The sequence below is a fragment of the Bradyrhizobium sp. genome (genome assembly GCF_047605465.1).
Classification (GTDB): domain Bacteria; phylum Pseudomonadota; class Alphaproteobacteria; order Rhizobiales; family Xanthobacteraceae; genus Bradyrhizobium.
In genome coordinates this window covers 24,512-49,403 of the sequence record NZ_JASGFS010000052.1, presented here as the reverse complement: position 1 = coordinate 49,403, position 24,892 = coordinate 24,512, and the positions used below count along the sequence as shown (strand labels likewise).

Sequence of the window (24,892 nt, the reverse complement as noted above, 5' to 3'; positions counted from 1 at the left end):
GCGATAGTCGATGTAGTAGGAGTGCTCCCAGACGTCGACGCCGAGGATCGGGGTAGCGCCGTGCACCAGCGGATTCTCGCCGTTCGGGGTCTTGGAGATTTCGAGCTTGCCGTTCTTGACCTGCAGCCAGGCCCAGCCGGAGCCGAACTGGCCGACGCCGGCCGCCTGGAAGTCCGTCTTGAACTTCTCGAAGCCGCCGAGGTCTTCGTTGATCTTCTTCTCGAGCTTGCCCGGCAGCTTGGTGCCGCCGCCATTGGGCTTCATCCAGCTCCAGAAGTGGATGTGGTTGTAGTGCTGGCCGGCATTGTTGAACACCGCGGGGTTCTTGCCGAACGAGCCCTTGACGATCTCCTCAAGGGGCTTGCCTTCCCATTCGGTCCCCTTGAGCGCGTTGTTGCCGTTGGTGACGTAGGCCTGATGATGCTTGTCGTGGTGGAATTCCAGCGTCTCCTTCGACATGAACTGGCCGAGGGCGTCATAGGCGTAAGGGAGTGGGGGCAGCGTAAAGGTCATGGGTTCTTGTCCGCAACTGGGAGGGAACTGGCTTAACGGGGACTCTTATAGAAGGTTCCATCGTCGTTAAATACCGCCAATTTGCGAAAATGGGTGATGCGACGGCATGACTCGATTGCGCGGCAGCGCTATCGCGAAACCGCCAACCAACCGCCGCGGTCCGCAAAATATCATTGCCTTTGAGGCGCTTATGGCAGAACGAACACACCACGAAGCCGAGATGCGAGAGGCAGGACGATGAGCATCGAGATCGACATCCTGAACGGCGACGCCTCGTGGTCGATCGCGGAGCCGCTGCACAGCGCGGTCTGGCCGCGCCACCGGGTCGAGAAGCTGCCCTGGGGCCGCGTCATGTGGGCCCATGCCGACCTGCGCGTCCTGATCGAGACGCCCGAGGACGGCCTCGTCTGCCATGTCGGCATCTACTTCCGCACCGTGAGCTGGAACGGCCGCAAGGTTCACGTCGGCGGCATCGGCGGCGTCTGCACGCGCGAGGATCGCCGCGGCCGCGGCTACGCGACGATGGGACTGGAGGCAGCGATCCACACCATGCGCGCCAACGAGGCGGTGCGCTTCGCGCTGCTGTTCTGCGAGCCGCACAACGCCGCGTTCTACGAGGCGCGCAAATGGCAGGCCTTCGCGGGCGAAATCTATTGCGAGCAGCCGGAGGGGCGGGTCCGCTTCGACTACATGGCGCCCTACGTCTTCGACATCGTCCGCGCGCCGACGCTGGGCACCATCGACCTGTGCGGCCTGCCGTGGTGAGCCATCCGGGCGCATCACTCCAGACACTCGCCCGCGATGGGGCAAATGAGCGCAGCGACGTGATTTTGTCCGGCGTTGCACTATCCCGCTAGGCTGCTATGGAAGCGCCTCCATTTTCGGGGGCTTCCTCCATGTTCAACCGATTCGCCATCCTCTCCGTCATCCTGGCCGCGCTGTCCGGCGCGACGGCCGCGCATGCGCAGAGCGCCGATGCGAGCGGAACCTGGCTCACCCAGGCCGGCGATGCGCGCGTCAAGATCAGCAAATGCGGCGGCGGCATCTGCGGCGTCGTCGTCTGGCTGCGCGAGCCCTACGACACCGCGACCGGCCAGATCGCGACCGACAGCAAGAATCCCAATCCCGCGCTCGCCAAGCGTCCGATCGTCGGACTGCCGCTGTTCAGCGGCATGCAGCCGTCGGGTCCGAGCAAATGGTCGGGCCAGATCTACAATGCCGACGACGGCAGCACCTATGCCAGCAACATCAGCGTGAGCGGCGCGGATTCGCTGCGGGTCGAGGGCTGCGTCGGCGCGCTCTGCGGCGGCGAGACCTGGACGCGAGCGGGACGCTGAGCTTAGCCGCTCACGCCATCATCGCCTTCAACGCCGTTGCCGCCGAGGCGTAGCCGCCCCGCGCGCCGTCGATGAAATGGACATGGTCGCTGCGCAGCGCCGACGGCGTGAAGCAGGTCATCATCGCGGCGTCCTGCCGATGAAGACCGTGGCGCACGATGCCGTCCCTTGCAGCCGCCGCGAGCCGATCTCTCAAATCCCGTTCGAGTTCCGGCGTGCAGTCGAGGATCATGCGCAGGCCGTCGTCGTACTTGCGGAAGTCCGAGTTCTCGACGAGCTCCCGCTTGTAGGTCTTCGGCATGAAGCCTCCGACCTTGAGGTCGAAGCGCATGATCAGATAGACGAACAACGTATAGGCCAGCACGCGGGCGCGCCGGGCGAGCAGCGGACCGCCGCGCCTCGTGCGGGCTTCAAAGTCCAATCCCTGCGGCGGCCATTTCAGCGGAGGCCCCTGCGGCGGCACCGGGCGGCCGCCATCCGGACTGCGTTCGACGAGGTGAATGATGTCCTCGATCACCTTGCGGAACGCCTGTTGATCGGCGCCACGCGCCGGCAGCACCAGCACCGACAGGATCAATCCGCGCGAGGCCGGGATCACCTCGAAGCGGCAGGACAGGCCGGACAGATCGGGCTGGGTGCCGGCCGGCGCCTCGGTCAGCGCGAACTCGCCGCGCTTCATCGCGGCATCGGCCCAGCTCAGCCCGCCGCCCGAGAACATCGCATAAGACAAGTTCGCCGAGGGCCCGAAACGGGCGACGCGCACGTCGAGGCCCTGCGCACGGATGGCGCTCACCGGCACCAGCGCGATCCGCATGCTTAGATCGAGATCCTCCCGCACCCAGGTCGCAGTGGCCGCAAGGGCCTCGCGGGCGGCCTCGACATCGGAGGGGGCGACCGCGAAGCTCGCGCCGTCGCCGCCGAACACGAAGGGGAATTCCCGTCCCTCGAGCGCATTGGTCACCGCCGCGATCACCGCGGCACCCGCCATGTTGACCGCCTTGTAGCGTTGCGCGGCGATCGCCTTGGTGGAATCGACGATGTCGGCGACGCCGATGCTCCAGTCGTCCGGCAACGGCGAATACAGTGCCGGGTCCATCAGGCTGGTGAAGCCACGGAAAACCCGGATGCCGTCGTAGAAGGATGCGCCAGAGATCATCGGGTGATGCCGGATGGTTGGGAAGCGTGTCCGGGAACAGATACGCGGCAGAGCGGTCGGGGTTTTGATTCCCGATCATTGGCCGAAATGGACCGGACAACAAGCAGCGCGTTGCAATGCCGCAGGCCGCGATCGATCGCCGGCTCGATCCCTCATCGCGCCAAAGAGCGCGCACGGCACATCCATCGCCTCACCGAGCGGATGCCTGACGTCTCAAGAAAAACGGATTGACCCGCCGAATGGGCGGACGCGAGCGGCTAATGCAGCTTCTCGTCCTGGCGCTTGCGCAACGTGGACGCGCGCGCGTCATGACAGCCCACCAGGCGCACGAATTGCTGCGGATACATCTCGTGGCCGTAGGCACCGGAGTTCTGATGAGTCATGGGTTGGCAGCGGACGTCGCCCGGCTTCTCACGCGAAGGCTCGGCCGACGCGTGCCCCTCGTTCGCAGCGGACATGTTTGACATGGCCATGGACTGCTCCCTGTCGATTAGGGCAGATCGATTGACGTAACCCAACCGATTGCGAGGCATCTTATGACCAAACCCGGCTTGCTGTCATTGAGCCGGATCAACTCGATCGAGGCGTGACGGTTCCCGTCAGGCCGTGTTGCCCGCATCGATCGTGAATACGGTGCCGGTCACGTTCCGGCCGCCCTCGCCGAGCAGATATTCCACCATGCGCGCGACGTCGTCCGTGTCCGGCAGGCGCCGCAGCGCGCTGCGTCCGGCGATGCGCTTGCGCCCCTCGTCGGACAAATTGTGCGTGAGCTCCGTGTCGATGAAGCCCGGCGCGATCGCATTCACGGTGATGCCGAGCTTGCCGACTTCGCGCGCCAGCGAACGGGTGAAGCCGGTCGCCGCAGCCTTGGTCGCGCCATAGACGGACAGACCGTTATAGCCCGTGGTCGCGATGATCGAGGAGATGTTGATGATGCGGCCGGCGCCGTCAGCCATCATCTGCCGCGCCACATATTTGGTGAGGATGATCGGCGACAGCACGTTGAGCTGCACCAGAGCTTCGATCTCGGAATTGTGCATGGTCGCGAGCAGGCCTTCGGTGCCGAGGCCGGCATTGTTGACCAGACCGTAGATCGCGCCGAAATCATCGCGCACGAGCTTGGCGAAGGCCGGGATCGCGTCGATCACGGCGAGGTCGCAAGCACGGAAATGCAGGCGGCCTTCGGATGCGGCAATCGCGGCCTTGAGCTCCTCGCTCTCGCGGCGGGCCGCGGCGATCACATTGTATCCGGCGCCGGCAAGGCGCGTCGCGATCGCGAGGCCGATGCCGCGGCTGCCGCCGGTGACGAGAACATTATGCATCGGTGCGCGCCAGTTTTCCGGCCGGCGTGACGTCGAGCGCATCGACGAAGCGGATCACCGCGGGCACCTTGTGGGAGGCGAGATGCGCCCTGCACTGATCCAGGATCTGGTCGCGGGTCTCCTTGGCTCGCGCCGGATCGGTGCCGTCGGCGAGGATCACGTCGGCCACGACGATGCCGCCGGTGATCGGGCTGCGCCGCGACTTGGCCCGCGACATCCGCACCGCCGGATGACGGTTGATCACCGCCTCGATCTCCTCGGGGTGGACCTTCAGGCCGCCGATATTGATGATGCCGCCGCGGCGGCCGACGAAGTAGTAGCGGTCGCCGCGCAGCTCGACCATGTCGCCGCTGTCGACGAAGCCGTCGTCATCGGTCAGCGCGGAGGCGTTGCGGCCGATATAGGCATGCGCCGTGCGCGTCGAACGGATGCGGAGCGAGCCGTCGACGACCTTCATCTCCACTCCGTTGCGATTGCCGAGATAGTCGGCCGGAAAGCCTTCCAGCCCGTCGTTGACGGCGAAGCCGACACCCGCCTCGGTCGATGCATAGGCGTGGCCGACGGACGAATTCGGAAAGGCCGCCTTCAGTCCGTCGAGCACCGCCTGGTCGGCAATTTCGCCGGAGAGCCGGACATAGCGCGGCGCGAATTGCGCGGCCGCACCGCTCATCAGGAGCTTGCGCCAGTGCGAGGGCGTGCCGGAAATATGCGTGACGCCCCGCGCATTCAGGCGCGCGACGTGGTCGGCGAGCGCTTCATGCGGGTCCGACAGCACCATCGAGCCGCCGGAGAGGACGGCGCGAAGGAAGATCTGCAGGCCGCCGTAGCGGCGAATGTCATAGAATGTGGCCCACACCGGTGCCGGGCCGCGCGCGGGGCCCTCGGCGACGATCGCACCGGTCAGGGCTTCCAGCGTATGGCCGGCGATCTTCGGCACGCCCGACGTGCCCGACGTCAGCATCAGCCATTCGGTGGCGCGCTCGGTCCGGGCGGGCGTGGTGGTTTCGAGCGGCAATTGCGAGGTGACGACGAGCGCGACACCCGTCCCGGTCCAACGCGCGGGCTCGTCGGTGACGACCGCATCGATACCGGCGTCCGCGATCAGCGCATCGAGATGCGCCGGATTGAGGTCCGGCGGGCACAGCAGCATGCGACGGGCGATGCCGTCGAGTTCGATCATGGCGAGGCCGGATCGCAGCTGATCCGACAGCTTGAGCAGGACCGCGCGACCAGAGAGTTCAGGCAGCCGGCCGCCCAGAACCGTCTGCGACAGGATATCGGTCAGCGACACGCAATCATGCGCGTCCGACAGGGTGCGGCCCTTCAGCTCCGCGCCGAGATGGTCGCGAAGCGCGAAAATCTCACGCGGGGACATTTTCGTAGGCCCGCACGAAGTCACCCACGGTTGCGGGGAACGCTGCGTCCTCGGAAATGGTGAAGGGGTCGACGCCGGTCTCGTCCTCGAGGCGCGCGACCAGGATGGCGAAGGCGAGCGAATCGAAGCCCGTCTCGTGCAGGGACAGATCGTCCGTCAGTTCGGGAAGCGCGACGTGCTGTTCTTTGGCGATCTGCCGGATCGCTTCAATGATCTTTAACCTTACCGACATGGCTTGCTCGCTCTGTTATTGATCGTTCGTATCGCGGCGGCTCTTGATGACCGCCTCCCCATGGCCGTCTGTTTACCCGAGAGAAGTAAATGGCCTCTTGGACAATTCAGATAAAATTGGATCTATCTCCCGATTTCGGTGCGTCTACAGCCTGATCGATCCATTCGCGATCTCCGCGAAGACCACCGCATCGAGCACGACATAGGCCCCGGATTTCGGATCGAGCATGAACAGCGGATCGGCGATCGCCGCGGGATCAGATCCCTCGCGGGCGAGATCGCCCTTCTTCTGCTTGAACGTTTCGGTCGCGTCGAGTTCGCGCGAGATGCGGACGAAGACCGGGCGTGCGTAGGAAGGCAGGCGTTGGGCGAGATGCGCGGGCAGCGCCGCGATGTCGAACCCCTCGTTGACGACGATCGCGCTCATGCCGGCGCGGCCGTCGGCGCCGGGAACGCTGACGCCGTAGGTCGTGGCATCGACCACGCCGGTGAAATCGCGCACGGCGTCGTTGACCTCCGAGGTCGCGACGTTCTCGCCTTTCCAGCGGAAAGTGTCACCGATCCGGTCGACGAAATGGAAGAAGCCCTTGTCGTCGAGCCGCATCAGGTCGCCGGTCCGGAACCAGGCATCGCCCTTGGCATAAACATCGCGAAGGATCTTCTTCTCGGTTTCCCCGGCATCGGTGTAGCCCTCGAAGCGGCCGCCGCCCTCATCCGCCGTTCCGATGCGGCCGATGGCCTCGCCGGACTCTCCGCGTGCGCTGGCGACGCACAAGCCGTCGGCGGTGCGCAGCGGCTCTCCGCTGTCGGGATCCAGCTTGACGAGGCTTGCGGGAAAGCGGTGCGCGAGCAACGGCGGGATGCGGCCGATCGCGCCGGGCTGGCCCTCGACGTTGAACAGCGAGAAATTGCCCTCGGTCGCGGCATAGAATTCGAGGATGCGCGGAATGGCGAAGCGCCCCTGGAAATCCTCCCAGATGTCGCCGCGCAGACCATTGCCGCAAACGAGCCGCAGGCGATGACGATTTTCGTATTCCGACGGCGGAGACTTGAGCAGGTAGCGGCACAGTTCGCCGATATATTGGAACAGCGTGCAGTCGTGGCGCACGATGTCGGACCAGAAATGCGAGGCGGAGAACTTTTCCGCGATCACCACCGAGCCGCCCGCAGCCAGCATGCTGCAGGGTGCGACGATGCCGCCGACCGAGTGGAACAGCGGCAGGCAGTCGTAGAGCCGGTCCTGCGGCGTCGCGCCGGTCAGGCCGGCGAACCAGAAGCCCCAGTTGAGAATGCGGCGATGGCTGATGCTCGCGGCCTTGGGCAGACCGGTGGTGCCCGAGGTGTAGATCAGCAATGCGCGATCGTCGATGGTAACGTCGCCATGTTCGTCGCGCGAGAGCGGTCCGTCGTCGAGCGCGGCCAGCGCGACATCGATGGCCCGTTCGCCGCGGGCATCGCCATGAGTCCAGATCTTGCCTTGCCTCTTCAAATGCGGCGACGCTCCGTCCAGCACGTCCGAGAGCTGATGGTCGACGATGATGTGCGCGGGATTTGCGACGTTGAGGCAATGCGCCAGCGATTGCCCTACGAGCCTGATATTGATCAGCGCGGCCACGCCGCCGACGCGGCTGATGCCGAGCCAGGCAGCGACATAGTCGATGCCGTTGGGCATGATCAGGGCGACCGTATCACCCTTTGCCACGCCGACCGCGTGCGCCCAGCGCGCATAACGGTTGATGCGTTTCGAAAGTCCTTCATAGTCCAGACTTGCGTCGTCCGCGATCAGCGCGACACGATCGGGCTGCCGCCTCGCCCAATCGTCGACGACGTCGGCAAACAGGCGGCCTCGCAGAGTCTCGATCCGCGCGGTGAGTTCGATGGCCTTCAGCCAGATTTTCGAAGCCGAGGGCGCACGCGCCGCTTTCGACTGCTCGATGACACCGGTGGTCATGCCGTTCATTCTTTCGGGCCGTGTCTGCCTGTTTGCGGCAGCTTAACGCCCCCGCCCTGACCCAGGCGTTAAGAGACAAGGTAAAACTCGGTTAGCTCCCTATTAACTGCAGTCATCCTTTACCAAGTCGACGGGAACGCCGCGCGGCCTGGCGCAATTCTTGCGATAACAGGTTCTCAAATCCAGACGACACGCTCACCGCTTCTCCTCGTGGGAGGAACAACGCGAGAGTGGGGATGCAGACGATGATCTCGAAGCGACGTTTCCTTCAGACCGCCGCCGGAGCAGCGGCTTCGCTCACCGCACCGCGTGCCTTCGCCATGGGCAATCCGTCCTATCCATCGCGCAGCGTCAAATGGGTGGTGCCGTATGCGCCCGGGGGTGCCACCGACGTGCTGTCGCGGCTGCTGTGCCAGCGCCTGTCGGATCGGCTCGGCCAGACCTTCATCGTGGAGAACAAGCCCGGCGCCGGCAGCAACATCGGCACCCAGGCCGTGATCACCTCGACGCCCGATGGCTACACGCTGCTGCTGACCTCGACAGCGAACGCCATCAATGCCTCGTTCGATCCGACGCTTCCCTACGATTTCGCCAGGGATATCGCTCCCGTTGCAGGCGTCGCGCGGATTCCGCTGGTGCTGGTCGTCAACAACGACCTGCCGGTGAAGAGCGTGGCCGATTTCGTCGCCTATGCCAAAGCCAATCCCGGCAAGATGTCGATCGCCTCCTCCGGCATCGGTACCTCGCTGCATCTCTCCGGCGAATTGTTCAAATCGCTGGCGGGCGTACAATTCATTCACGTGCCCTATCGCGGCTCGGCGCCGGGATTGACGGACGTGATGAGTGGCCAGATCCAGGGCATGTTCGATAACGTCACCTCCTCTTTCGAGCTGGTCCGCGCGGGCAAGCTGCGCGCACTCGGCGTCACCACGCGCGAGCGCTCGGACATCCTGCCCGATGTTCCCCCGATCGCGGACACGCTGGCCGGCTACGAGACGAGTTCTTTCTACGGCGTCGGCGCCCCGCACGACACGCCGCGCGAGATCGTCGATCTCCTCAACCGCGAGATCGACACCGCCTTGTCGGATACGGAGATCAAGGCCCGGATCGCCGAGCTCGGCGCGATCCCGCTGCACGGCACTGCGAAGGAGTTCGGTGGCATGCTGACGGCGGAGACGGATCGCTGGCGCAAGGTGGTGCAGTTGTCGGGGATCAGGAAGGAATAGCGGCGAGCACCGCGTCCCTCACTCCGCGATCTCCCGGAGAACCCCACGGTCCAGGTTGCGGTTCAGGCGCAGCAGAAGATCGCAGAGCATTGCGACCTCCGCATCGCTGAAACCCTCGAGCAGCTCGGCACGGCCCGCGTGCAGCGCCTCGCGCAGCGCCGGCATCTTCGCCACCGCCTTCTTCGTGAGCGAGATCAAGCTGCTGCGGCCATCCTCCGGATCCGGCACCCGGCGGATCAGGCCATCGCGCTCCATGCGAGCAAGGGTCTGCGCCATCGACGGCTGTTCGACACGCGCAAGCCGGGCCAGGTCACGCTGCGACATCGTCTCGCCATTGCGCAGCAGATAGAACACCGGAATCTGGCCGGCGCCGACCCCGAACGGCTTCAGACGGCGCTCGGCGAGGCGCATCAATCCGCGCGAAGCCATGTTGATGAGCGGCGCCGGCGTGCTGAACAGCTCCTGTTCGTCGGCTGCGGCAAGTCCCGGCTCTCCCGTCGCCGTCACTGCCCCTTCCTTGCTCGATTCCACCATTGCATAGTCACCTATATATAATATATAGGACCCTATATATCATGCTGGAGGAGCCTGTCCATGGTCTCGCGTCCCCGTATTGCCATCATCGGCGCCGGCCCCGGCGGATTGACGCTCGCGCGCATTCTCCATCTCGCCGGCATCGCCGCCACCGTGTTCGAGAAGGAGACGCATGCGCTGGAGCGCCCGCAGGGCGGCACGCTCGACCTTCACGCCGACGACGGCCAGCTCGCATTGCGGCGCGCCGGGCTCGAGGCCGAATTCCGCCGTATCGCCCGCTTCGAGGACCAGGGCAGCCGGCTCTATGACGAGCACGGCACGCTGCTGTTCGCCGACGACGATGCCGCCGACGCCGACCGGCCCGAAGTGGATCGCACCGCGCTCAGGGAGATCCTGCTCGCATCACTGCCCGTCGGCAGCGTCCAATGGGGTCACGCTCTGCATGAGGTGCTTCCGGCCGGCGACGGCACGTTCGTGCTTCGCTTCGAGAATGAGACCAAAGGCCCGTTCGACCTCGTGGTCGGAGCCGACGGCACATGGTCGCGCGTGCGTCCGCTACTGTCGGCCTACCAGCCGCAATACACCGGCATCACCTTCATCGAGTTCGGCATCGACGATGCGGACGCCCGTCATCCGGCACTCGCCGCGCTGGTCGGACGCGGCAAGCTCGGCGCCGAAGGCGGCGGCCGCGGCCTGATCGTGCAGCGCAATGGCAACGCCCATTTGCGCGGCTACGCCATCTTCCGCGTCCCCGCCGATTGGGCCGACAAGACCTTCGACCTCGCATCGCCCGCGGCAACCCGCACCCGGCTCATCGACGAGTTCGCGGGATGGGCGCCCAGGCTGCTCGACCTGATCCGTGCCAGCAACGATCTGCTGGCGGCGCGCGCGATCCACGCGCTGCCGGTCGGCCATCACTGGACGAACCGGCCCGGGCTGACGATGCTCGGCGACGCCGCGCATGTGATGTCGCCCTTCGGCGGCGACGGCGTCAATATGGCGATGTTCGATGGGGCGGAGCTCGCCCGGCATCTGGCCGAGAAGGCGGATTGGCGCGAAGCGGTCCGCATCTACGAGCAGGAGATGTTCGCGCGAGTGGCAATGCCGGCCGCGCATGCCGCGGAAGCGGTCGCGACCGAACTTTCCCATATCGGGCTCGAACTGTCCCTGCAGCACATGCAGGGCCATCTCGCCGCGAGAGCCAATCTCGCCGCCGGCGTCACCGCGCACGGCGATGCCGCACGAGGCTAGCCGCTTCTCCGGTGGCGCAAGCGCGCCGGGGGAGGGGTGGGCGGATAATACGGATTGAGATCGCAGGTCGCCGGGCGGCCTGAGGCCGTTGCACGGCACTGCGGCAGCGAGGTGAAAGAGCAGTCGTACCACTCCCCGCCCCCGCCGTTCGCGCCGGAATAGACGTGCATGCAGACGGGAGCGCGGGGGTCGAAGGTCTGGGCATGCAAGGGCGCGGCCGCGAACACCGCGCCGATGGCGACGATCGAGCCGAGACGCATCAGGGATGCCGCTGTTGGCCGCACGCCGGAACGCTACTGCGGCTGCCGCTGACGCCGGCGCGGCGGCGGCGGTTCGTTGAAGGCGTAATAGGGATTGAGATCGCAGCTTGCGGAGCGGCCCGACGCCGAGGCGCGGCACTGCGGCAGCGACGTGAACGAGCAGTCGAAATAGTCGCCGCCGCCGCCCCACCCGCCCGTGGTGTAAATGTGCATGCACACCGGATAGCGCGGATCATAGGTCTGGGCGCTGGCATCCGCCGCGGCGAACAGCGCGGCAATCGCGGTGAGGGTCAGGATCGGCAGGCGCATGGACATGTCCTCGAATCGGTAGCGTCGACGGGTCTGAAGCCGACGGCACCCTATGGCACAACACCGCGACGGAGGCGACTGTTCCTGGGTGCGGATGACGGCAAGGTGAGGGAAATATAGCAGCGGAGCAGGCGGCAAATGAAGTCGCCTGCGGCGCCCTACCCACCGAGCCCCTGCAGCACGAGCCGGTTCAGCCGTGCGGCGAATGCGGCCGGGTCTTCCGGCAACTCGCCGTCCAGAATCTGCGCCTGTTCGAGCAGCAGCAGGCTGAGATCGTCGACGGCCTTGGAGCCGGCCTGGGCCTTGGTGATCGCGACCACCATCGGGTGGCGCAGATTGATCTCCAGGATCGGCTTGGTCCGCATGCCCCTGTTCTGCTGGGCCAGGATGCGCTCGAGCTCGCGGCTCGGGCCCTGGCTGTCGGCGACGAGGCAGGAGGCGGAGCTGGTGAGGCGCGTCGAGGCCTTCACGTCGCTGACGCGCTCCCCGAGCGCGGCCTTGATCACCGCGATGGTGGCAGCCTCGTCCGCGGCCGGTTCGTCCTTCTTGGCCTCGTCATTCTCGTCGACACGCGGGATCAGGTCGAGATTGAGGTCGCCCTGGCTCAACGATTTCAGCGGCTTGCCCTCGAACTCCGTCGACATCGAGGTCCAGAACGCATCGACGGGATCGGACAGCAGCAGCACCTCGATGCCGCGCGCGGCGGCGGCCTCGAGCCGCGGACTGGACTTCAACCGCTCGATGCTGTCGCCGACGAGATAGTAGATCTCGGTCTGGTTCGGCTTGAAATCGGCGACGACCTGCTTCAGCGAGCGGTTCTCGCCGGAGGTGGTGGTGAAGCGCGACAGCGCGAGCAGCTTTTCGCGCCGCTCGAAATCCTCGTAAATGCCTTCCTTCAGCACCGAACCGAATGCGTCCCAGATCTTCGCGAAATTCTCCGCGTCCTTGTCGGCCAGGCTTTCGAGCTCGTTGACGACGCGCGTGGCCACGGCCTTGCGAATCTGTGCGAGCTGCGGATTGTTCTGGAGCATCTCGCGCGAGATGTTGAGCGGCAGGTCCTCGCTGTCGACGACGCCGCGGACGAAGCGCAGGTAGCCGGGCAGCAGGTCGGCATCATCCGTGATGAAGACGCGCCGGACATAGAGCTTGACGCGCCCCTTGCGCGAGGGCTCGAACAGGTCGAACGGCTTGGTCGACGGCGCGAACAGCAGCACGGCGTAGGAGTAACGGCCCTCGGCGCGATAGTGCAGCGTCATCGCGGGATCGTCGAAGGCGGACGCGATTTGCTGATAGGCCTTCTTGTAGTCGTCCGCCGTCAGCTCGGATTTCGAGCGCTGCCACAGCGCGCTGGCCGAATTGATCTGGCGCGGCTCGCCCTCCTCGGGGACGAGTTCGATGGGGAAGAGGATGTTGTCGGAATAGGCGCCGACGATGCGCTCGATCTCGTAAGTCTCGAGATATTTCCTGGCGTCGTCCTTGAGGTGGAGGACGATCTCGGTGCCGCGTGTCACGCGCGCTGCATCGTCCTCGCCGGCGCGCGCGATCTCGAAGACCGAACCGCCGGACGACGTCCAGGTCCAGACGTCGCTCTCGCCGGCGCGGCGGCTGACGACGACGATCCGGTCGGCGACCATGAAGGCGGAATAGAAGCCGACGCCGAACTGACCGATCAAGCCGAGGCCGTCCTTGGCTTCCCTCAGCTTCGAGACGAAGGCCTTGGTGCCGGAGCGCGCGATGGTCCCGAGATGGTCGATCAGCTCCTGCCGCTCCATGCCGATGCCGTTGTCGGCAATCGTCAGCGTCCCCGCCGCCTTGTTCGGGATGATGCGGATATTGAGGGCGTCGCCCTCGCCCAGCAGCGCCGGGTTGGCGATCGCCTCGTAGCGCAGCTTGTCGCAGGCATCCGAGGCGTTGGAAACGAGCTCGCGCAGGAAGATGTCGGTTTCCGAATAGACGGAGTGCACCATCAGGTGCAGCAGTTCGGAAACCTCGGCCTGGAATGGCTGCGTATACACAGCCGTATCTGACGTCGTCATGCGTTTACCCGGTCAAAAGCAAGGGAAGAAACCCGGGATATAACGAGATGAGACGGGGGATCAAGAGGACATCGCGCCGGAGCCTCCCCCTGCGACGGGGAGAGGCGTCGTACCGGCGGCGGGACGAACGATCAGGTCACGCAGCGGCCGGGCTGCAGCAGCTTGGCGACCTCGGTCAGCGAGCTGACCATCGGCTCGCAGGCGACGGTCGGCTTGCGGCCGGACTTCTGCAGCAGCATCGGAGGCCGCGCGTTGCCGGTCTCGACGGCCGCGGGGACGCGGAGCAGCACCGACGTGTCGGCCAGATCGTTCAGGCGCATCGACACGGTGCGGGTCGGATTGGCGACGGACTTCGTTTCGGCGAGCCGATCGGCCTTGCCGGAACGATTGACGACATTGCCGGTCGCCACGTGGCCGGGCTTGTCGGCAACCGCCTGCCAGCGGTCCGCGAGATCATGGCCAAAGGCCAATTGCACGGCGCCAAGAGTTGCCGCAACGGCGACGGCGCTCAAAAATACCTTTTGAATCTGTGGCATGAGTGTCGGTCCCTCGCCCCATGGCGATCGCGGGAACAACGCGACGACAGGACCGGGAGTTCTCGGCAGTTAAGATCACTTAACCGTGTGCGAAAAAAATCGCGACGTGCGAAAAAATTCGCAACGGCCTGGAACGAGTCCAGCTCCAGCGAGTCGTCTCAACAGCCGGCTATTCCCCCCTGCCCCATAAGCCGGCGACGTAGGGCGCGGCTGTGGTGATGCCAGTCGCGCCTTACTTTTTTCTGCGAAAATACGTATTATTCTAGGGCACTTACCAACATTTTTACCAACAACGGCCGGCTCCAATCCGGCACGCTCGCCGCCTAAGAATTAAGAATCCCAACGCATGCCCGCATGGAGATTGGGTCGGGACCGGAAACATCCGCATTTAGAGCCCTTGGCCAGCCCGCGGAGCCAACCAGTTAAGGAACCGCGTCTCCTGCCGAACCTCCAGTGGTAAATTTGACTTAGTTTTCTAAGGAGATTCGACCGTGCTCAAGCTTCGCAACTACCCCGGTGGTCGCCCCGCTGCCGACGACGAATCCAATCTCGAATACAGGCCCGAACACCTCGGCTATCCGGTCTTCGTGGTGTGGATCGCCGACGACGTGCAGGGCAATGCGGTGAAGGTCTCGATCGGCTTCCCCTTCATTATGTCTTCGCGCATCAATGCCGCGCTTCTCAACAATCGCGCCGAGTTGGAAGCCGCCGCCAATGTGGCTTACACTCCCGGCGCGACCGAAGTAGGGGTGTTCGCCCAATACGGAGAAGCCGCTGCTTAAGCTCACGTCGGCTGGTTCAGATTGCCTCACAACGGCACTGATCCGACGGGCCCGCCAGAACTTATGTCTCTGCCGAGCTTAGCGCAGCCCCTTATACTTTCGCCTTTTGAAACAGCGCAGCACCTTTCCGTATTCGCGCGCAGCGAAATTGTGATTTTTCAAGAGCCACTCTGGCGTAAGCAACTCGGAAAACTCAACAAGAATTTTTCCATTGCTATTTTTGGTGCCAAATTTCCACAGCCGCGCAGGAAATTTCTCGAAGTCCGTGAACAATCGTCCGTGCGCAAACGCGTTTCTTAAATCAACGATCTTCTTGTCCAGAGTGAAGTTCTCTTGCTCGAAGCCAGCGTCCAACGAGTCGTTGAACTCGCTTACGAGCGGCCCAAAATAAGCAAACTTTGTCAGCCAAGTTTCATCGACCTCGGCCTCGCCCGGACGAGGGAAGACAAGATCCTGACCGTCCCGACATTGAAGAAAGGCCCGGATGGCCGTTTCGATTGCTTGGAGGTTCATGACGAAATAGCCGGTATATCGCGTGTGTATTTTTACCCGCACCACGTGCCTCCCGAGACATTTCGTACAGTCGAAGAGTTCAGTTAATCAGGGCATCAAATCTGCTTCGGAGCAATTTCCATTCAGCGAAGAGCTGGTCGCTAGATCGAGATTCAGTCAAGGACGCTAAATCATCATCATCGAGAGCGATCACGAATCCGCGCGAGTCTCTGGCCGTGTCGGCACAACGTTGCACGAACAATGCCTTGTTCTGAAATTGGCGACACACAAGAATTCCCACCTGCCCTCTACTCGGCGAGAACCTACCCGAAATCTGGTCTAGCTCGGGATTTCCAACCTCTTTGCCGTAATTCTTGCATTCCACGAACACGTGCGCCGACGAATAGTGGGTAGCCAGCCACTTGAAGAAGCCGTGGACGGCCATGTTCGTATACGTAATATCGATCCGTTTTCGGCCATTATGAATTTCGTGCTGTACGTTCGGATTGGTCAGATTGGGGTAGAACAACGCGCTCAGAATGCCTTCAACGGCTTTTTCGTAACGTCCGGAATCTGTCTGCCCTGTCGGCACGCTTCGCACGGCCTGCAACAATGCGGCCCAATCAGTCTCCGCGGCCCCCTCTAAACTCGACATATCTTCAAGCGTTAGCGGCAAGTGCTTTTCGTCGCGCTTCAACGCCTTATATGTAGCGAGGGCTTCGGGATGCTTTCGCGTCTCCGTCACGATTGCTTTCTTGCCGGTGCCATACTTGCCGAGAAGTGCTTTTTTAGTCACCCTCTTCCGAGTCCGCGCCCGCTTACCCTTGCCGGACTTTACGATCTCAACGAGCTCCGTGTTTGCAGCAAGCTCTGCCTGTTGCATGCGCGTTAGCAAAAAATGCCGGAAGTATTCGCCAGCGTCGTACTGAAGGTGGGTTCGCACGAGAACCTTTGGTACGAACATCAAACGGCCGCTTCCGGCTATAGGAAGTTCGACAAACTCCGAATACCAGCGCTTTTCGATTGGGTTCCAAAGCGGCCCCGAATCGACGCCGGGCGACATCGGAATTTCGTACTGCTCACACATGCGCTGCGTGTAACGAATTAACGGAGCGCGAATTATGTTGGTGGTAATGTCGGAAACAATGTCCACCGAGATGCCTTCAATCATCAGGACGGTATCTTCCAAATCTTCGAGCAAACCACTTTTTGCGGCCTCGCTCTGGCTTAGCGATTCCCACACATTATGCGCTGACCCGCTACCTAGCGCATGGCCTTGCGCTTTCCCGCTAGAAAGTCCCAGCCGCGTTTCGTTCGGCTCGCGAAGTTCTCGGAGCAATGCTTCAGCCTGTTGGTTTCGACCTCCCCGTATGTGGTCCAAAACAGTTTGGAAAAAGTTCTGAACTAAATGGACACACTCATCACCAAACTCCGATGGCAGCATCGTCAACGCCTTCGGGCTGAGAAATACAGGAGTATCGTTCACGATATCGACGTCAACAAAGTCCATGGTCGCCTGTGTCCGGCCTAAGCCGTAGTGCTGCGAAACCCTCATGATATCTTTCTTGGTCGTAGAAGGCTTTTTAACCCTCGGTCGGGTTACGAAGCCCCGCAATTATTGCGATGACACTCACCACTGAAGTGGCTGCCTCCACGCAAATGGCAGCGTCCTTAAATGTCGCCGTCCGCTTGTGCTGAAGTTGAACTGCCAGTTCGAGAGCAGCTTTCGCGTGTTTCCGCACATACTCATTGGCACCGCCAACAAGCTCAACGGCAATATACGCTTCGAGCATTCGTTTTGCGTCAGTGGAGCTTGCCTTAACACCGTCAAGCGTGGGATGGCGCTCAGCGTCAAAAACTTGTTGTGCGGCTGATATAAGTAACTCGCGGCCCAGCAGACCTATATTCTGGAACTGCTCCTCGGTTTTAGCGGCCGACAACTGCCGCTTCATTTCGGTGACGGTGCGATCTACCCGCGCCCATCCGGTCGGCTCGTACTGTTGTCCCGGCTTTCCAAGAAGGCGCTTCTGTAACTCGTCAAACCGCTCATTCAGAAACGTTCGCCTTGATTGATAAGTCGGAAGGTTTCCTTGGCTCCATCTGCCGTACCAGTCCCAAAGAGATCTATAGGGCAAACCACCTTCTATCCCTCTTTCTCTCAACGCCCGGTCCGCCTCATCGTGCATTCTAACGAATTGCGACTCGACAGTTGGGATCTTTCGATCCGTGGTTGCGACAGAAACCATGATCGCTTTGATCTTGTCGAGCGCCGCGATCAGCTCTGCCTCTGTCACGCTAACTTTCCGTCGCACGCTCTCGGATCAGCGACAGCGCCGCGTTGATCGTTTCCGCAGCTGCTTCTAACGCAATCACGGCTGCATGAGCATCGCGCCCGGTCAAATACGGTCCGGGAGGCGGCAACTTCTCGTGTGGAGCGGCAGCCACGTTCGCAAACTTTGCGCCAGTCGATATATCGCCAATTCGACCGCCGTTTACGCCAAACCATGCTGCGATATCGTGCTGCCTGTCGCCTCGCGCAAGCATGCCCTTGACGATAGCAGCGTCAACATCAGTCAACGAAATGCCGCTCGGCTCGGCCCTAGCCATTCCCACCTCGCAACCATTAATGGAAAGATAGTATTCTCTGTTGAGTCGCAGCCGCTGCCAAGACAAAAGAGAGCATGGGGATAAGTCTGAGGTACCGTAGCGCCACACGTGCGTCGTGGCGTCGCACAGCAGTCAACCCACGTCTGGCGCGACTGCGCAGACCTCAAATCCGAAACGAGGCCGCCGCTCGGGACTGAACCGGCGCGAAGCCCACCGACGCATCTTCTCGCACCGCCGTTTAGCGTCGGCCGAACATCCCCGCTTGGTTTTGTAACGACGCCCCAAAAATGCAAGTCGGTCGCCATCGGCAGTTACCGAATGAATCTCAGCTCTAAACATTTGTTGTCAGCTCCTCTGTTGTTATCTTCTGCAACGAGGAAAGCGGATGACGGAAAGGCTTGCAATAGGCGCATCATTCGTGATGCGGCACCGAATCTGCGGTCTCGGACGCTGTTTTCAAAAATAGAGAATCGAGCGAAGCTTTATTTTCCAAGGCGCGCGGCAGATGCCACGACGCTCCCAAGGCGCGATTTTAAAAATAGCGACGCCGTTCTTTAAAATACGTTTTATCAGAAATGGTTAATTGAACCGGGCCGGGGGGTATACCCTAAGCCTCTCCAAATTAATTTGTTGCTGGCCGACCACGGCGCCTCCGTTCTGCCCTCATTGCGCAAACGCTGGAAGGTAGCTGCGGGGGCAATCGAAGTGATTTGAGGGCGTGTATGGATCTCTAATACATTCCGCTTTCAAGCGACGCGGCGAGCTGCTGCGGTCCCAAGTGTTGCCGTTTCAGACTAGTGTTGTCGTTTTGTTGCTGCTTACGGCAACATCAAATGCGTTGATCTATAAGTCCTTTCCGCCATTTGTTGTCATGTTGCGGCTCAAAGACTAAAGTCGATTGTGAAGCTCACATCACTGAGCTGCTACACTGTTGGTTGGTATCGCGTAGGTAATAAGCGCAAACGCCAGCCAGTCTGAAAAAAAGCGGCAACACCGCAACAAACGGTCGTTCCCGCCGCAATCTCAGTCGCTTAGGCGTTGATCCGCTGCGGCAACACATCAGCAACAAGGAGCGCACAAATTCCGTGCGCAGCCGCAAAAATGCGGGCGCTAGCTTCTGTTTTGATGGTTTTGAAAAACGTACTAGTGGCCGGACTGTATCGGCCCCTCAGGCAAAGATCTTAATCTCTGCCAAGTCACCGTCCTTGGATCGCACGAGAAAGTTCGACCCTTCGCTATCTTTTTGAATCACGTATTCATAAAGGCGCAGAGCATCCTTCATGACCTCCGTATACGAAGGAGCTTCCACAAGATCTTTTAGCCTATTCAAGCGCTCAAACGAGCTTTGACTAAGCTCCATCTGAACCCTTCGGGTCTTGTCCGCACTTCCCATAACGCTACCGTCTACCTCTTGCGCCGGCTCTTGTTGTCGCCCTGTCGCGAGAAGAAATAGCCAGCGATGGCGCCGTACACCGGCGCGGTCGCACTCCAGACCGCCTGAAGTGCGCTGAATTCACCCTTGTACAAGCCGAGCGCGGCAGATCCCATTAGGAAAGCGGCGATCGTCCCGAACACAACCCAAACTATCCGGGAGCGAGTGATCGCCTCGGAAAGCTCGACGTTTTCAATATCGAACTCCTGCCCTACCGCAAGCGAGCGGCGCTGCCGAAGCTCCTTGCTTTCCGACTTCTCAGCAGCGGGCGTTGAGTCAACGCTCGTGACTGACAATTCGAAAGCCTTACCGACCTTCACTCGCCGACGCATCGCCTACCCTCCGGGTAGCGAGTCGTCAGAACTCACGCATCAGCTCTTGCAATTCCTATCTCCCGTGGAGCGACTTCTGACGAACTCACTGTTCGTTAGTCCACACGGCTGAAGAGCTGACGCTCTCCATAGGAGGGGCAAAGTTAGGATTCTCGGAAACAATTCTGGCCGTTGATGCCGATGAGCTTTGTTTCCAGATGAATTGTCTGATGGCTCATGTGCTTTCTCCTCTTCATGTTGCGGATCGCGGAATTGCGGTCCGGTCGCTTATCGACATCGCCTACATACGCCGCTCCCCGGCCAAGGTCAATGAAATCATCAAAATCTCATCATGATCCCATCAAAATTCGTGTAACAAGGTCGTTACAGCTACTATAATACCTCTATCTGATCACGATGGCTCTTTGGCGGTAGCATTATTGCGGCATGCCAGTTTCGGGTTCAAACAACCTTGCACGACCAATCGAGTCAGTCGCAGGGGGCTTTCTGCCGGACTTTGACTCCAGTGAACCAGCGGCGCATCACCGAGCCGCCCCCATGGGTCGATCCAATTCTGGGATCACGCCAGCGCCGGGCCATCTTGGAATCGAACCGAACACCGCACTCGCCAAGCGCAGCGATTAGATCGGCCCTGAAGTCGGCTCGGTTGCGCTTCTCGCGGCCGGACATGCCTTCGACGTGCAACGCCCAATGCTCATAAGCTTCAAACGCAACGGCCAACGGCACGGCGTCTGCTTGGTCGCCCGTCACGATCATGCATTCGTTCGCAAAGCGCAGCGCAGGGCTCTGCGCCTCTGCAAGCTCCTGTTGGGCTTTTCGTCCCCGCTCACCCACCGTGAAGCGATTGCCATTGCTGCGCAGGCGGCGAAGTCCTTCTAACGCCCAATTGGCAATGCCAGGCCATTCCGCCCGTAGCTTGTTGCCAAGCTCTGTGTCTTTCACCTTTGCGAAGGAGGACTCGAAGATCAGAACCAATTCGCGGTCTGCGAGCGCTCCAGACTCGTCCAAGAATTTTGGATGCTTATTTGCGACCAAGACGATCTTTGCGGGAATCCGGACCGACAACATGGCCTGATTCTTCCGGTTTACTGACAACTCGTCGTTGCCGGTAATGGACTTGATGCGCTCGATTGCGGCGGCCGGATGTTTCGTGTCGTGCGCGTCCGGGATAAACACCGCGCGCTTATCCATCAAACCAGCCAAGCCGAAGTCGCTGCCAAGATCGTTGAGCGTCACCGATGCATGATGATGCTTACCCACCAGCGCCTGCATGACCTTGGTAATCGTGCCCTTGCCACCGCGCTTGGCTCCCATCATCGCCAACAGGACTTCAATGGAGGTGTCTGAAGTCAGCAGATACCCCATGAACTCTTGGAGCGTGGCATGGAAGGATGGGTGTAACCATTCGCCAAGTTTTTCAAGCCAAAGCGGACAGGTCGCGTCGGGATCGCACTCCCAAACGGGCACGCCGGTCGCGAAGTAACGGCCATCGTGGGGAACCAATGCTCCGGTGTTTGCATCTAGGATTCCGTTCGCCGCAAGCACCAAGTCGGTGGGCTCCGGCGCGTCGGCGGGCTTATCGATCCATTCGAAGGGGCGCGCTTTTGTGAAGCGAGCCAAATGGATGGCCTTGACCATCAGGTAAATCTTGCCAACGTCCAAAACATTCGTCGGATCAGTTGCGCGGATTTCGGCCGCCAACTCATCGTCTTCAAGCGTTCGCCAGACGCAGTTGCCCTCCAGCGTGTACGACGCGCCGTCTGACGAAATGAGCTTTCCCGGCCGGTCTGCTAAGAACGTCTCCGCACTTCTGCTGGCGTTGTCCTTGCCTTGATACAAGAGCGGCTTAGGCCAGACGATTGGAAGATCAACATCCGACGCAGCGGGCCATGCGCCCCCGATTGCCGCAGCATTGGCCGCGTTGGCATAAGGGACGCTGCTCGTCACTCCCGGCTCCGTGCGTGCGCCCAAGTAAGCGTAATGGCACTGCTCGTTTACGTCTCCCTTCGTGAGCGGGCTGGTGCAATAGGTGTGAATCAAATCCACCGCCATCGCTTTGGAGATGCCCATGTCCCGAAGGTCAATCGCAAGGTCAAAAACGATGCGACGGCCCAGTGCGTTGTCTACAGGAGCATAGGCCAAGCCTTGGCAAAGGCGCTTGGCCTCCGCAACATCAACCGCGTTGTCCCAGCCATAACGCGGAGGCGGCCCGAAGTCGAAATTCGGTTCCACTTCATAGATCGATTCATCGTCGGCGACGATGGACACCGCGAACGTAGGACTTTGGAGCTGAAGCAAGGCCGCCCCAATCGTTACTTGAGGGCCCTTTGCGGACGTGATTTTCTGTTCGGTATTCATCTGACAATCTCCTCTCGGCCGTCCGTGCTTGCCCGCACCGACGGCCGTCTTTCTTTTCGAGACTGTCTCAGTCCGTCGCGCAGGCGACGGAACGCCTTTCGTACGATGCCCTAGCCGAAGTCGGCCTCGCCCTCAAAGACGAATTCGGCAGGGGCAAACGCGGTCATTAGCAACATTGTTTGCGGGCTAACGTCGTCGCCCTCCTCCTTAACAAGGGCCAACCAGCGCCCGGTAGCCGCGAGCCGTGCAGCAAGCCACGCAAGATCGGACGCGCTCGGCGCAACACCAAAGCGCCCGTGGGCTTCCGCAACATATCCCCTACCGTCGTTACCGTCCGCCAATTGACCGATGTCCTGATAGCGAGGAACGCCTTGCTCGTCCGGGCGCAACTCCATGATGGCTGTAGGATGGGACGACTTACGCGCGACGCGGTAGACTAGGAACCCACGCGGCACAAAATTCCTGAGCACGCTCCGGTATGTGTCAAGCTTCGCCCAGTAAACACCTGCAAGATGCTGAGGCAACGTCGCCCCGCGCGCCGTCCGGGGGATGGTGAGCCAAATCGGCGACAACACCGCCAGCACGTCGTTTGTCGTGATATCCGGGAGCTGTTTCGGACGGAGCTTGGCCGCCCGCACTTCGATGTCGCGTTTCCAATCGGCGTGGGTCGTACGCCCCTTAAAACCCGGCTTGATGGACTCCAAGAAGTCATCCGCGAACTCGCCGAACGTCGTTCTGACGGTCGCGCCTGCCTTGCGTTCGGCCGCCGGGTCAGTGCCCTTGCGGAGCTGCGCGCGAAGCTCGTCGGCGCGCTCGCGGGCGTCGGCAAGGCTTACCCCTTCCTTGTCGGCTGATCCAAGTCCAAGGTCATTCCCGCCCCCGCCCGGGCGACGATATCGAAACACCCATGACCGTCCACCATTGGCGCCAATCAGCAGACAAAGGCCGCCGCCGCCGCTGTGCCGTCCGGCTGCTTTGATTTTCTCGACTTCCTTCGCGGTGCCGAGCTTACGCAACTCACGCCTAGCCATGCTCTTACCAACAAACTTACCAACATCGGCGCCCGGCTTGGGGCGCTTTCGCTGGAATGCGACCGAACTATAATGGACATAATACCCGATCTAAGTATCTGATACAATTGGGGTAAAATGGACTGAGCTGGACTACTCTGGACTAAGCTGAACGCCCTCCACAGTCGGGGTGATGCCAGTCGCGCCTTACTCTTGTCTGGCGTTTACTTCGCCTTGCCCGCGAGCCACGCCCGCCCTTCTCCGTAGAGCTTTTCGACTTCGGCGCCGGTCAGCCCCGGCATGTCGCGCTTGACCTTGTAGCCGATCAGCTCCTGCATGTAGGCGAGGTGGCGATATCCCTCGGGAAGCGCGGCCAGCGCCTTCTGGTCGAGACTGAGTGTCGCGGCGGGATCGACCGGATCGATCCGGTCCTTCTCGTAGATCGGCTGGCGGCGCACGATGCCCCATTTGCCCTGCCGCTTTTCCAGGAAATCGTAGAAGCGGCCGGTGCAGACGACGTCGCAGAGCACGTCATGCACCGGCGCCCGCTGCGAGATCGTCATCTTGGTCTGGGCGATCGCCCGCTCGGCGGAGAGGTCGATGCTGGTACCGCCGAGAAAATGCAGGATGCGCACGCCCTTGGCGAACCCTTCCTGGCTAACGCGGATGAAATCCCGCGCCGGTCCCTGAAACCAGGTGGCGGACATCCAGCCGTCCTCGTGCCAGACGGTGACGAAGCGCTCCCAATCGCCGGCATCGCGCCAGACGGCCCAGTTCTCGACGAGGTCGCGGATGGCGAGACGGTCGAGCAGTTGCGGGTCCATGGGCTCATCTCCGATCGGGGCCGATGCACGAGGTATGGGCGGCGAATTCGGCCGCCGTCAAGCGCCGCAGGCGCGCAAGAAAAATCCGGCGTGCCTTGCGAGCACGCCGGATCGGGTCTTTTGGCCGGATGGAAGCCGCAGGCTCTCTATGACGGCGCCGTCGTCGTTGTCACGCCGCGGGCGCCTTGGGCGCGCGGTTGCGCGAGTTGCGCTGGAAGAACAGCGCCTGGCTGGCGACCGCCGACACCATCGCGGGCTGGAACGGCTTCGAGATCAGGAACGCCGGCTCGGGCCGCTCGCCGGTGAGGAAGCGCTCCGGATAGGCGGTGATGAACACCACCGGCACCTCGAAGGTCCGCAGCAATTCGTTGACGGCATCGAGACCCGACGAGCCGTCGGCGAGCTGGATGTCGGCGAGGATCAGGCCGGGCCGCTTGTTCTTGGCCAGCGCCACCGCGTCGGCATGGGTCCGCGCGACGCCGACGACGTTGTGGCCGAGATTCTTCACCAGGCTCTCGAGGTCCATGGCGATGAAGGTCTCGTCCTCGATGATCAGGACATCGGTGGCGATCTCGGCCGCCATCTCGCGTCCCGCGGTGTCCGCGAGCCGCCGCGTCTCCGCGACGTCGGTGCCGAGGATGTAAGAGACTTCCTCTTCCGAAAATCCCTCGAGCGACAGCAGCAGGAAGGCCTGCCGCGGCAGAGGCGTGATGTTCGAGAGCCGGCGCTCGGGCGGCATCGGCAGCTGGGTCACTTCGGCGTCGTCGTTGACGGAGACCGAATTCCATATCTGGGTGAACAGCCGGAACAGGCCGGCGCGCGGCCCATGGCTCTCGTCGAGTACCGACGGATCCCCCAGCATGGCTTCCAACATGGCTGCAACATAGGCGTCGCCGGAAGCCTGGTTGCCCGTCAGGGCACGGGCATACCGGCGCAATAACGGCAAGTGCTCAGCAACAAGCTGTGAACGGGACATCCCCACTCCATTCATCTTCGGGCCAAACTTGAACCATGCACA

General features: G+C 61.9%; 26 protein-coding genes. 5 read left to right on the top strand and 21 right to left on the bottom strand.

Going from position 1 to position 24,892, the window contains the following annotated elements; all coding sequences use genetic code 11:
• On the bottom strand, positions 1-513 hold a 513-nt coding region (locus tag QM712_RS27900; protein WP_415026369.1), incomplete at its 3' end, for a superoxide dismutase.
• 237 nt (positions 514-750) lie between these two features.
• Between QM712_RS27900 and QM712_RS27895 the strand changes: the two genes are divergently transcribed.
• Together QM712_RS27895 and QM712_RS27890 are read left to right on the top strand one after the other, a co-directional pair.
• On the top strand, positions 751-1,278 hold the full coding sequence (locus tag QM712_RS27895) for a GNAT family N-acetyltransferase (RefSeq protein WP_415026368.1): 528 nt from the start codon (positions 751-753) through the stop codon (positions 1,276-1,278).
• Positions 1,279-1,409: 131 nt separating this feature from the next.
• Positions 1,410-1,850 (top strand): DUF2147 domain-containing protein, encoded by a 441-nt coding sequence (locus QM712_RS27890; protein WP_415026367.1) that lies wholly within the window; start codon positions 1,410-1,412, stop codon positions 1,848-1,850.
• Between the two features lie 10 nt (positions 1,851-1,860).
• Here QM712_RS27890 and QM712_RS27885 read toward each other — a convergent pair whose 3' ends face one another.
• The 6 genes from QM712_RS27885 to QM712_RS27860 form a co-directional block, all read right to left on the bottom strand.
• Positions 1,861-3,006, bottom strand: coding sequence for a DUF3095 domain-containing protein (locus tag QM712_RS27885; RefSeq protein WP_415026366.1), 1,146 nt, complete (start codon positions 3,004-3,006; stop codon positions 1,861-1,863).
• Between the two features lie 257 nt (positions 3,007-3,263).
• Complete coding sequence (locus QM712_RS27880; protein ID WP_415026365.1) at positions 3,264-3,479, bottom strand: hypothetical protein; 216 nt, start codon at positions 3,477-3,479, stop codon at positions 3,264-3,266.
• Positions 3,480-3,605: 126 nt separating this feature from the next.
• Positions 3,606-4,328: an SDR family NAD(P)-dependent oxidoreductase gene (locus QM712_RS27875; protein WP_415026364.1), complete on the bottom strand. Its 723-nt coding sequence runs from the start codon at positions 4,326-4,328 to the stop codon at positions 3,606-3,608.
• The gene (locus QM712_RS27870) at positions 4,321-5,703 is read right to left on the bottom strand and encodes a class I adenylate-forming enzyme family protein (protein WP_415026363.1); all 1,383 of its coding nucleotides are present in this window, start codon (positions 5,701-5,703) and stop codon (positions 4,321-4,323) included. The genes QM712_RS27875 and QM712_RS27870 overlap by 8 nt, the downstream gene beginning before the upstream one ends.
• On the bottom strand, positions 5,690-5,935 hold the full coding sequence (locus QM712_RS27865; RefSeq protein ID WP_415026362.1) for an acyl carrier protein: 246 nt from the start codon (positions 5,933-5,935) through the stop codon (positions 5,690-5,692). The genes QM712_RS27870 and QM712_RS27865 overlap by 14 nt, the downstream gene beginning before the upstream one ends.
• A 144-nt stretch (positions 5,936-6,079) precedes the next feature.
• Positions 6,080-7,894 (bottom strand): long-chain-acyl-CoA synthetase, encoded by a 1,815-nt coding sequence (locus tag QM712_RS27860; RefSeq protein WP_415026361.1) that lies wholly within the window; start codon positions 7,892-7,894, stop codon positions 6,080-6,082.
• 236 nt (positions 7,895-8,130) lie between these two features.
• Here QM712_RS27860 and QM712_RS27855 point away from each other — a divergent pair, with 236 nt between their 5' ends.
• Positions 8,131-9,111, top strand: a complete 981-nt coding sequence (locus tag QM712_RS27855) for a Bug family tripartite tricarboxylate transporter substrate binding protein (protein ID WP_415026371.1) — start codon at positions 8,131-8,133, stop codon at positions 9,109-9,111.
• 18 nt (positions 9,112-9,129) lie between these two features.
• Here the strand turns inward: QM712_RS27855 and QM712_RS27850 are convergent, their stop codons facing one another.
• On the bottom strand, positions 9,130-9,540 hold the full coding sequence (locus QM712_RS27850) for a MarR family winged helix-turn-helix transcriptional regulator (protein ID WP_415026370.1): 411 nt from the start codon (positions 9,538-9,540) through the stop codon (positions 9,130-9,132).
• Between the two features lie 165 nt (positions 9,541-9,705).
• Here QM712_RS27850 and QM712_RS27845 point away from each other — a divergent pair, with 165 nt between their 5' ends.
• On the top strand, positions 9,706-10,896 hold the full coding sequence (locus QM712_RS27845) for an FAD-dependent oxidoreductase (RefSeq protein WP_415026360.1): 1,191 nt from the start codon (positions 9,706-9,708) through the stop codon (positions 10,894-10,896).
• Here the strand turns inward: QM712_RS27845 and QM712_RS27840 are convergent.
• From QM712_RS27840 to QM712_RS27825, 4 genes are all read right to left on the bottom strand, one after another.
• On the bottom strand, positions 10,893-11,156 hold the full coding sequence (locus tag QM712_RS27840) for a DUF3551 domain-containing protein (protein ID WP_415026359.1): 264 nt from the start codon (positions 11,154-11,156) through the stop codon (positions 10,893-10,895). The two genes, QM712_RS27845 and QM712_RS27840, sit on opposite strands and share 4 nt — an antisense overlap.
• Before the next feature lie 33 nt (positions 11,157-11,189).
• Positions 11,190-11,465, bottom strand: coding sequence for a DUF3551 domain-containing protein (locus QM712_RS27835; RefSeq protein ID WP_415026358.1), 276 nt, complete (start codon positions 11,463-11,465; stop codon positions 11,190-11,192).
• 158 nt (positions 11,466-11,623) lie between these two features.
• Positions 11,624-13,501: a molecular chaperone HtpG gene (gene htpG / locus QM712_RS27830; protein WP_415026357.1), complete on the bottom strand. Its 1,878-nt coding sequence runs from the start codon at positions 13,499-13,501 to the stop codon at positions 11,624-11,626.
• A 131-nt stretch (positions 13,502-13,632) separates the two neighbouring features.
• The gene (locus tag QM712_RS27825; RefSeq protein ID WP_415026356.1) at positions 13,633-14,037 is read right to left on the bottom strand and encodes a hypothetical protein; all 405 of its coding nucleotides are present in this window, start codon (positions 14,035-14,037) and stop codon (positions 13,633-13,635) included.
• 491 nt (positions 14,038-14,528) lie between these two features.
• Between QM712_RS27825 and QM712_RS27820 the strand changes: the two genes are divergently transcribed.
• Positions 14,529-14,819, top strand: coding sequence for a hypothetical protein (locus QM712_RS27820; protein ID WP_415026355.1), 291 nt, complete (start codon positions 14,529-14,531; stop codon positions 14,817-14,819).
• A gap of 78 nt (positions 14,820-14,897) precedes the next feature.
• Here QM712_RS27820 and QM712_RS27815 read toward each other — a convergent pair whose 3' ends face one another.
• The 9 genes from QM712_RS27815 to QM712_RS27775 all read right to left on the bottom strand — a co-directional run bounded on the left by QM712_RS27815 (position 14,898) and on the right by QM712_RS27775 (position 24,850).
• Positions 14,898-15,332 carry a hypothetical protein gene (locus QM712_RS27815; protein WP_415026354.1) on the bottom strand — a complete coding sequence of 145 codons (435 nt, stop codon included), beginning with the start codon at positions 15,330-15,332 and terminating at the stop codon, positions 14,898-14,900.
• A 79-nt stretch (positions 15,333-15,411) separates the two neighbouring features.
• Positions 15,412-16,866: a hypothetical protein gene (locus QM712_RS27810; RefSeq protein ID WP_415026353.1), complete on the bottom strand. Its 1,455-nt coding sequence runs from the start codon at positions 16,864-16,866 to the stop codon at positions 15,412-15,414.
• 28 nt (positions 16,867-16,894) lie between these two features.
• A complete protein-coding gene (locus tag QM712_RS27805) occupies positions 16,895-17,605 on the bottom strand; it encodes a hypothetical protein (RefSeq protein WP_415026352.1) in 711 nt (236 codons plus the stop codon).
• 1 nt (position 17,606) lies between these two features.
• Positions 17,607-17,918: a hypothetical protein gene (locus tag QM712_RS27800; RefSeq protein ID WP_415026351.1), complete on the bottom strand. Its 312-nt coding sequence runs from the start codon at positions 17,916-17,918 to the stop codon at positions 17,607-17,609.
• 1,404 nt (positions 17,919-19,322) lie between these two features.
• The gene (locus QM712_RS27795) at positions 19,323-19,670 is read right to left on the bottom strand and encodes a hypothetical protein (protein ID WP_415026350.1); all 348 of its coding nucleotides are present in this window, start codon (positions 19,668-19,670) and stop codon (positions 19,323-19,325) included.
• Between the two features lie 480 nt (positions 19,671-20,150).
• Positions 20,151-22,040, bottom strand: a complete 1,890-nt coding sequence (locus QM712_RS27790) for a DNA primase family protein (RefSeq protein WP_415026349.1) — start codon at positions 22,038-22,040, stop codon at positions 20,151-20,153.
• Between the two features lie 110 nt (positions 22,041-22,150).
• On the bottom strand, positions 22,151-23,056 hold the full coding sequence (locus QM712_RS27785; protein ID WP_415026348.1) for an integrase arm-type DNA-binding domain-containing protein: 906 nt from the start codon (positions 23,054-23,056) through the stop codon (positions 22,151-22,153).
• A gap of 218 nt (positions 23,057-23,274) precedes the next feature.
• Positions 23,275-23,874, bottom strand: coding sequence for a nuclear transport factor 2 family protein (locus QM712_RS27780; RefSeq protein ID WP_415026347.1), 600 nt, complete (start codon positions 23,872-23,874; stop codon positions 23,275-23,277).
• A 169-nt stretch (positions 23,875-24,043) separates the two neighbouring features.
• On the bottom strand, positions 24,044-24,850 hold the full coding sequence (locus tag QM712_RS27775) for a response regulator (protein ID WP_415026346.1): 807 nt from the start codon (positions 24,848-24,850) through the stop codon (positions 24,044-24,046).
• Between the last annotated feature and the right edge of the window lie 42 nt (positions 24,851-24,892).